The 8,695-nt window shown below is 64.1% G+C and carries 6 protein-coding genes; 4 read left to right on the forward strand and 2 right to left on the reverse strand.

Features of this window, described 5'->3' with window-relative positions; all coding sequences use genetic code 11:
* Positions 1 to 1,512: glycoside hydrolase family 3 N-terminal domain-containing protein (locus RIF85_RS01845; RefSeq protein WP_309070205.1), on the reverse strand; the 1,512-nt coding region annotated here is incomplete at its 3' end.
* A 237-nt stretch (positions 1,513 to 1,749) separates the two neighbouring features.
* On the opposite strand from RIF85_RS01845, the gene RIF85_RS01850 reads away from it, so the two are divergent.
* From RIF85_RS01850 to RIF85_RS01860, 3 genes are read left to right on the forward strand one after another with little or no spacing between them, the layout of a single operon-like run.
* Positions 1,750 to 3,432 (forward strand): extracellular solute-binding protein, encoded by a 1,683-nt coding sequence (locus tag RIF85_RS01850; protein WP_309070206.1) that lies wholly within the window; start codon positions 1,750 to 1,752, stop codon positions 3,430 to 3,432.
* A 10-nt stretch (positions 3,433 to 3,442) separates the two neighbouring features.
* The gene (locus tag RIF85_RS01855; protein WP_309070207.1) at positions 3,443 to 4,450 is read left to right on the forward strand and encodes an ABC transporter permease subunit; all 1,008 of its coding nucleotides are present in this window, start codon (positions 3,443 to 3,445) and stop codon (positions 4,448 to 4,450) included.
* Positions 4,447 to 5,370 carry a carbohydrate ABC transporter permease gene (locus RIF85_RS01860; RefSeq protein ID WP_309070208.1) on the forward strand — a complete coding sequence of 308 codons (924 nt, stop codon included), beginning with the start codon at positions 4,447 to 4,449 and terminating at the stop codon, positions 5,368 to 5,370. The genes RIF85_RS01855 and RIF85_RS01860 overlap by 4 nt, the downstream gene beginning before the upstream one ends.
* Before the next feature lie 20 nt (positions 5,371 to 5,390).
* Here RIF85_RS01860 and RIF85_RS01865 read toward each other — a convergent pair whose 3' ends face one another.
* Positions 5,391 to 6,404 carry a LacI family DNA-binding transcriptional regulator gene (locus RIF85_RS01865; RefSeq protein ID WP_375164451.1) on the reverse strand — a complete coding sequence of 338 codons (1,014 nt, stop codon included), beginning with the start codon at positions 6,402 to 6,404 and terminating at the stop codon, positions 5,391 to 5,393.
* Positions 6,405 to 6,512: 108 nt separating this feature from the next.
* Between RIF85_RS01865 and yicI the strand changes: the two genes are divergently transcribed.
* Positions 6,513 to 8,690: an alpha-xylosidase gene (gene yicI / locus RIF85_RS01870; RefSeq protein WP_309070209.1), complete on the forward strand. Its 2,178-nt coding sequence runs from the start codon at positions 6,513 to 6,515 to the stop codon at positions 8,688 to 8,690.
* Positions 8,691 to 8,695 lie beyond the last annotated feature (5 nt).

Here is an 8,695-nt window from a genome sequence, read left to right on the forward strand (position 1 = left end):
CGCAACCGAACCATCGACCGAGTGGTGCAGCGCGAACGTTTCCTGTACCACCCATCCGCCGACCCGGTCAGCGGATGCGCGGAGATACCCACTGTCCCCGGAGACGAAGCGGTCATTCGGGGCGGACCGGAGCGTGCACTCGCCGTTGCCCCAGTCCTTGAGAACGAAGGTCTCGGCAGACTCCGGCCTCATGGAGCAAGCCGTCACCGCAGCTGTTCCTTCGGGAACGCTCAGGTAGGCGTTGGTCCGTATGCTACGGAGCGCCACCAGGTCGAGCGCTTCCTCCGGCACGACTGTGCCGTAACGCTCGGCGAGCCCTTCGGCAACGCTGACGGGGTTAACCAGGGTTCCGCTGTACCAGTCGGCGAGCACGTCGGACCCGAGGGAGCCGAGCACTGCCACCGTACCCGGGGAATCCCCCAGCGGGAGAATGGAACCGCCGTCGCCTGAGGCCTTCGACAGAACGCGGGCGTTGCGAAGCACAACCACGGACTTGCCCGCGGCCTCCCGGGCCAATTCCGCGTGATCGTCCGTGAGTAATGCCTCGGAGGAGATGCCGCCGTACACACCGCCGTCGGGCAGGAACTCGCCCGTGCGTTCACGCAGGGTGAGCAGGCGGAGGACTGCCGCGTCGACATCGTCCATGGACATCAGTCCGCGAGCCAGCGCCTCTTCAAGATAGGCGATCGAGGGCGCAGGATCGTCACCGTCGTCAGTGAAGCTGTCTACGCCTGCCCGCAATGCGGAAGCATAGGCGGACGGTCCGTCGTCGAAGTATTTCTCCGCCGTGAAGAGGGACGAAGGCGCTCCGGCGTCGGTCACGATCGCGACCGAATCGCCGTTGCCCCAGCGCCGCAACTGGTCCGCCACAAGGTCCGAAACGTGGGCGGGCCGGCCGTTGACCAGGTTGTAGGACAGCATGACGGCGCCTGCTGCACCGGACTCGACGGGCAGGCGGTAGGCGGGGAGCTCGTACTCATTCAGTACACGCGGCGGCAGTTGGCTTGAGGTGACGTTGCGGTCGCGCTCGTTGTTGTAACCGAGGAAGTGCTTCAGCGTGGGAACGGTGAGCCACTGCTCGGCGTGGTCGCCCTTCAGGCCTTCACAGTAGGCGGTTGCCAGCAGGGCTGTGAGCCCGGAGTCCTCGGAAAAGCCCTCCTCGTTCCTGCCCCACAGCGGGTGCCGAAGCGGGTTGACGACCGGCGCCCAGACGTTGAGGCTCACGGTCGGGTCGCCGGCCTTTTTCGCCCGCATCTCCAGGCCGACCGCGCGCCCCACCCTGCGCAGAAGGTCCTCGTCCCAGGTGGCCGCCAGCCCCACCGTCTGCGGGAAAACCGTCGCATCACCGAGCCAGGCAACGCCGTGCGCCGCCTCCGCACCCGTGTGGAAATACGCCAGGCCAACCTCTGGAATGGCGGGTGAATGCTGATGGAGCAGCGACACCTTTTCGCTCTGGGACAGGAGGGCGAGGATGCTCTCTGCGGTGCGGGCGGCAAGACGGGTTTCGCTCACGAAGAAGTTCCGATCACTGGGGAGGATTGTTTAAGCGCTTGCACAGCGCTCTTCGACCCTCATGCTGGCATCAACCGCTGTGATAAGCAACACACTTCGGTCTTGTCCGAAACAGAAACATGCCCTACGGTTGGATCAATCGAAGCGCTTCGACGAATCGGGTAGTCCGACGTCATAGTTCGATAACCAACCATGCAAGCGCCGCACAAGGCGCGCCTGGACACAAAGGAGTGCACCATGCCAAACAGTTCACACGGCACCGACCTTCAAGGCGTTGCGCTGGGCCGCAAGCCGCTGGGCCGCCGGTCCTTTCTCGGCCTGCTGGGGGGAGCCGCCTTCTTCGCAGCCTCCCCTACGCTGCTGACCGCCTGCAGCACCGGCACATCCGCTCCACAGGCAACGACGGCGGGCGGCCTGGCTGAATCGGTTGCGAAGCTCGTGCCCGACTACATCCCCATGAACCTGGTGCAGCCGGACATTCAGGGCGTCAAGGGCTCTACCCCCGGGTTCACCACCATTCCCACTGAACTGGTCAAGTCTGTCAGCAAGGTGCCGGGCAGCGGCGGCACCTACACGGCAATGTCGCCGGCGTGGTGGGCCATCCCCCGAGGCTTGCCCGACAACGCGTACTACCAGGCGGTCAACGAGCGGCTCGGTGCCACCATCAACTTCCAGGCAACCGACGGCAACACCTACGGCGACAAGATTCAGACTGTACTCGCCTCACCGCGTGACGTTCCTGATTGGGTGGTCATCCCCTCCTGGAACATTCCGCCCCGTTTCGGCCAGGCAGCCAAGGGATTGTTCACTGACCTGGCGCCTTACCTCGCCGGCGACAAGGTGAAGAAGTATCCCAACCTCGCGAATATCCCGACGGCGGCCTGGAAGTACAGCTGCTTCGAGGGCGGTCTGTACGGGCTGCCCATGCCCACCCCGCTGGTCAATGACGCATTCTTCTACCGCACCGACCTGTTCGACGAGATGGGCCTGGAGCAGCCGAAGACGGCGGACGAGTACATCGCCATAGCCAAGGAAGTCACCGATCCTTCCAAGAACCGTTGGGGATCCGAGGACGTCTGGAACGGTGCCCAGCTCATGCACGGGGTGGTCCCGAAGTGGAAGCTCGTCGACGGCACACTCGTGAACAAGTTCGAGACCGAGGAATACCGCGCCGCCCTCGAGTGGATCATCAAGCTCTTCAAGTCCGGTGCCGTGCACCCCGACGCGGTTGCCGGCAACGCACAGCAGGCCAAGCCCCGCTTCGAGTCCGGGGCCACTCTGATGACGACCGACGGCGTGGGCAGCTGGCATGAGGCCCTCGGCCGCGTCCTGCCCACGAACCCGGACTTCGATATGCAGCCCATGGACTTCTTCGCTCCCGACGGCGGTGACCCCGTCCTCTACAGCGGCCAGCCCGCCGGCATCTTCAGCTTCATCAAGAAGACCGAGGACACCGCGAAGATCGAAGAGTTGCTGGCTCTGGCGAACTTCATAGCTGCCCCCTTCGGCACCGAGGAAAACCTTCTCATCAACAGCGGCGTCGAAGGCAAGCACTTCGAGCGCGATGCCCAGGGCATCCCGCAGATGACCGATCTCGGCCGCCAGGAAGTCACCAGCACCTACCAGTTCCTCGTCAGCCCGCCGACGGTCAATTCCCACGTCCAGTACCCCGGGTTCGTCCAGGCGAAGACCGAGTGGGAAGCGCGGCAGGCGCCGTTCGTGCAGGAAGACGTCTTCTTCGGAATGCAGATCCAGGAACCGCCGCAGTACGGATCGTTGAGCGCACCCTTTGACGATCTTGCCAAGGACATTGCCCGCGGCCGCAAGGGTCTCAAGGACCTGGACTCCGAGATCGAAACCTGGAAGCGGAACGGCGGCGAGAAACTTCGTGAGTTCTATGCCGGGTTCCTGACCGCGTAGCTCCACCGCCATGACCACGACTGACTTCACCCGCCGCGGGCAGCAAGCGCCGGCGAACACGAACGACGACGGCGCCGGCTCGCCTGCCCCGCTGCCGGTCCGCCGAAAGCAAGGACTGCGGGCCCGCTTCCGGCGTGACCGGTCGCTTGTTCTGATGGCGCTTCCCGCCGTCGTCCTTCTGGTGGTTTTCGCCTACGTGCCGCTCCTCGGCAATGTGGTCGCCTTCCAGAGCTACTCGCCCTTCATCGGTATCCCAGCCAGTCCCTGGGTGGGTTTGGAGAATTTCGCACGCGTATTCGGGGATCCGAACTTCTGGAATGCCGTCAGGAACACGCTCGTGATCACCGGGTTCCAGCTGGTGTTCTTCTTCCCCGTGCCGATTGCCCTGGCGCTCCTGCTGAACTCGCTGCTTCGTCCGGCGATGAGGGCAACGATCCAGGCCATCGTCTACCTCCCGCACTTCTTCTCGTGGGTGCTGGTGGTCTCGGTCTTCCAGCAACTGCTGGGCGGCGCAGGGCTGCTAAGCCAGATGCTGCGGGCCAACGGGTGGAACGGCATGGACATCATGACCAACCCCGACACCTTCCTCTTCCTCATCACGTCGCAGGCGGTCTGGAAGGACGCCGGATGGGGCATCATCGTCTTCCTGGCCGCCCTGGCAGCCATCGACCCGGAGCAGTACGAGGCTGCCGCGGTTGACGGCGCCAACCGCTGGCGCAGAATGTGGCACGTCACCCTCCCCGGGCTGCGGTCGGTCATTGTCCTGCTGCTGATCCTTCGCCTCGGCGATGCGCTGACTGTCGGATTTGAGCAGATGATCCTGCAGCGCGACGCCGTGGGCGCCGAAGCCGCCGAGGTGCTGGACACCTTCGTCTACTACACGGGCATCCAGAACGGCGACTGGAGTTACGCGGCTGCCGCCGGACTCATCAAGGGCGTCATTTCGCTCGGTCTCATACTCGCTGCGAATAAAGTGGCGCATCTCTTCGGTGAAAACGGGGTGTATTCCAAGTCATGACAACCATCATCAAGCCAGCCCGGTCCCGCCGGACCGGCACCTCAAGACCCGCCTGGGAAGAAGAACCGGGAATCGCGGCCAAGGCGGGCAAGGGGTTGCTGCTGTTCCTGGTGGTTCTGGCGGTTCTCGGGCCGCTGTACACCATCGTCCTCACCAGCATCTCCTCGCAGGGCACCATCACCCAGGCCGGCGGACTCGTTCTTATCCCGGGAGAGATCTCCTTCGACGCGTACCGCCAGATCCTCAACGGCGGAGTGGTGACGCGCGCTGTGCTGGTGAGCGTCGGCGTCACCGCCGTCGGGACGCTGCTCAGCATGGTGGTGTCGATTCTGTGCGCCTACGGCCTCTCGAGGCCTGGCTCCTTCGCCCATACACCCCTGCTGTTCACCCTGCTCATCACCATGTTCTTCAGTGCCGGAATGATTCCGTCCTACCTCCTGGTATCAGGACTGGGCCTCATTAACTCCTACTGGTCACTGATCCTTCCGAGCGCGGTGTCGGTCTTCAACATCATCATCCTGCGCGGATTCTTCATGGGCATTGACCGGGGAATCCTCGACAGCGCACGGATCGATGGTGCCAGCGAGTGGCGCATCCTTGCCCAGATTGTGCTTCCGATGTCGAAGGCGGTGACGGCCGTCATCGCACTGTTCTACGGCGTCGGCTACTGGAACGCTTTCTTCAACGCGGTGCTCTACATCAATGACAGCGCCAAGAACCCGCTACAGGTGGTCCTGCGCTCCTACGTGCTGCAGGGCGTGTCGGTACCCGGGCAGATTGATGTTGGCCAGGGCGTGGCCCCCTCGCTTGCCCTGCAGATGGCTGTCATCGTGATCGCGATGGTTCCCATCCTCATCGTCTACCCGTTCGTGCAGAAGCACTTCACCAAGGGCGTCATGATCGGTGCGGTGAAGGGATGACGCGGGACACCGGCCCGCGGTCAACGGGCGCTCGTGGTTTCCCGCTGCACCAGCTTGGGAACGATCAGCCGAACCTCCACCGGCTTGTCCGAGTTGAGCCGGTCCATCACCATTTCGACGGCGGCCCTGCCGATGTCGTGCGCGGGAATGGAGACAGCGGTCCACGGCCTCGCTGCGGCGAGCGCCACGTCCTCCGGGGCGATCGCCACCACCGAGATGTCCTCGGGAATCCGCAGGCCCCGGGAGGCCAGGGCCTCGTGCAGGAGCGGCAACAGCCCCTCGTTGTGCACTACGAGCGAGGTGACCGGAGTGCGGCCGTCGTTGTTGATCAGCGCGTCGAGCGCTTCGGCGAGAGCCGGGACGGTGGCCTCGCAGGCGCGCAGCACGGAGGCTACTCCGGCGGCCTCGCACGCCTCGGAGAATCCTTTCCGGGCTCGGTCGGCGTAGGTCGCGTGACGCTCAAGGGAAGCCTGCGGGGAACCGATGAAGCCGATACTGCGGTGGTTCAGCTCGACGAGGTGGCGCACCGCGGTACGGGATGCTCCCGCGAAGTCGAAGTCAACACAGCTGAGCCCCTGCGGGTCATCGGGCAACCCGATCAAAACTGCGGGCTTCCGCAGTTTGGCGAGGAGCGGAATGCGGGGATCGCGTGCCTCGATGTCCATCATGAGGAGCCCGTCCACCATCGACTGGGACGTAACCCGCTCAAGACCACCGGCGTCGTCCTGCGTCAGGAGAAGGACGTCCTGGTTGTAGGTGCGCGCAGTGGTGACCACCGCTGCCACGAACTGCATGACGACGCTGACGTTCACGTCCGCGCGAAGCGGCGCCATCAGGCCGAGCACGTTCGAGCGATTGGAGGCGAGCGCTCGGGCCCCCGAGTGCGGGCTGTAGTTGAGCTTCCGGATGGCATCCTGGACGGCCAGCCGGGTCTCCTCGGAGATGGTTCGCTTACCGCTCAGCACATAGGAAACGGTGCTCAGCGAGACGCCCGCTTCCCGAGCGACATCATTCATGGTGGCCACGTTTCCCATCCTAGCTTCGACGGTCTTCGATCCATAGCAGCGCGGAGGATCGGCTCGAAGACCCGAAGCGCTTCGACTGCCCTGCACTCTTGCCCGCACGAAACGTAAAGGAACAGCATGAAATTCACTGACGGGTACTGGATGTACCGTAAAGGGCTGACTGCCCTCCACCCGCGCGACATTGCCGACGTCGTTTCCACCGATTCCGGCCTGGAGGTCTACGCCCCCACCCGGCCGATCAACGCCCGTGGAGACGCGTTGAACTGCCCCCAGCTGACGGTCTCCTTCAGCTCTCCCCTCGAGGGTGTCATCGGAGTGACCATCGAGCATTTCCAGGGCGCGCTGGACCCCGGTCCCCGGTTCGAACTGCAGGAGGCGCATCCCGCCGTCGACGTATCGGTCGGTGAAACGCATGCCACCCTCACCTCGGGCGGCCTTACGGCGTCGGTCAGCCTCAGCGGTGACTGGGGAGTCGACTTCACCGGTGACGGAAAGCCGCTCACCAGTTCTGTCCCTCGCAGCGTCGGGTTCATTACCGACGACGCCGGGCGCTTCTTCGTGCACGAACAGCTCACCCTCGGTGTGGGCACCAACGTGTACGGCCTAGGCGAGCGGTTCGGCGCCTTCGTGAAGAACGGTCAGTCGATTGACGTCTGGAACGAGGATGGCGGAACGTCCAGCGATCTGGCCTACAAGAACGTCCCATTCTTCCTCACCAACTCCGGCTATGGCGTGTTCGTGAATCACCCCGAGCGGGTATCGTTCGAAATCGGCTCCGAGGTGGTCTCCCGTGCACAGTTCAGCGTCGAGGGGCAGAAGCTTCAGTACTTCGTGATCTACGGCCCCTCGCCGAAGGAGATCCTCCGGCGGTACACGGAACTGACGGGCCGCCCCGCTCGAATTCCTGCCTGGTCCTATGGCCTGTGGCTTTCCACCTCATTCACCACGGACTATGACGAGAAGACGGTCATGTCCTTCATCGACGGCATGGCCGAGCGGAACCTGCCCCTCTCTGTCTTCCACTTCGACTGCCACTGGATGCGGGCATTCCACTGGAGCGACTTCATCTGGGACCCGGAGACTTTCCCGGACCCGGAGGGTATGCTCCAGCGCCTGCACGAACGCGGCCTCAAGGTCTGCGTGTGGATCAACCCGTACATTGCCCAGCGCTCCCACCTGTTCCGGGAGGGGCAGGAACTCGGTTACCTCGTGCGCAAGGCAGACGGGTCAGTGTGGCAATGGGATCTCTGGCAGGCCGGAATGGCTCTGGTCGACTTCACCAATCCCGACGCTGTCCTCTGGTATCAGGACAAGCTGCGCGCATTGCTCGGGCAGGGAGTTGACTCCTTCAAGACCGACTTCGGCGAGCGCATCCCCACGGACGTCGTCTGGCATGACGGCTCGGACCCGCAGCGCATGCACAACTACTACACCCAGCTCTACAACGAGGCCGTGTTCCAGCTCCTCGAGAAGGAGCTCGGCGTCGGTGAAGCGGTCCTGTTCGCGCGGTCCGCGACTACCGGCGGCCAGAAGCTCCCCGTGCACTGGGGCGGAGATTGCGAGTCCACCTTCGCTGCCATGTCGGAGTCCCTCCGCGGCGGTCTGTCGCTCGCCTCGTCGGGCTTCGCCTTCTGGAGCCACGACATCGGAGGGTTCGAAGGCACACCGGAACCGGAGATGTTCAAGCGGTGGATCGCCTTCGGGCTGCTGTCATCCCACTCGCGGCTGCACGGCTCAAACTCCTACCGGGTCCCGTGGCTGGTCGATGAAGAGTCCGTGGACGTACTGCGCCACTTCACCGAACTGAAAATGCGCCTCATGCCCTACCTTGCCGGCGCGGCCGAGGAGGCTTACTCCTCAGGCACCCCGCTCATGCGGCCGATGTTCCTCGAATTCCCGGACGACCCGGGGTGCGCCCACCTCGACCGGCAGTACATGCTCGGAAGCAGCCTCCTGGTTGCGCCGGTGCTGGAGGCCGGTGGAAAGCACTCCTTCTACGTCCCCGAGGGAGAGTGGACGCACCTTGAATCAGGTGAAACCTTCGAGGGGCCGCGGTGGCACAGCCGTCCCTTCTCGGTGATGGAGGCGCCGGTCTTTGTTCGGCCGGGAACGGTGCTGCCGGTGGGCACCGTCTCGAATCGGCCCGACTACAACTGGGCCACCGACGTCGAGTTCAGGGCGTTCGCCGCGGAGGGACACCGGTCGGTCCTGGCTATCCCCTCGCCCGACGGCTCGTTGATCTCCTATGACGTAACAGTCGCGGACGGGAAGGTGAGCGCCGTCGTCGTCCGTTGATCTCC

Source organism: Arthrobacter sp. (assembly GCF_031179385.1).
Taxonomy (GTDB): domain Bacteria; phylum Actinomycetota; class Actinomycetes; order Actinomycetales; family Micrococcaceae; genus Arthrobacter_D.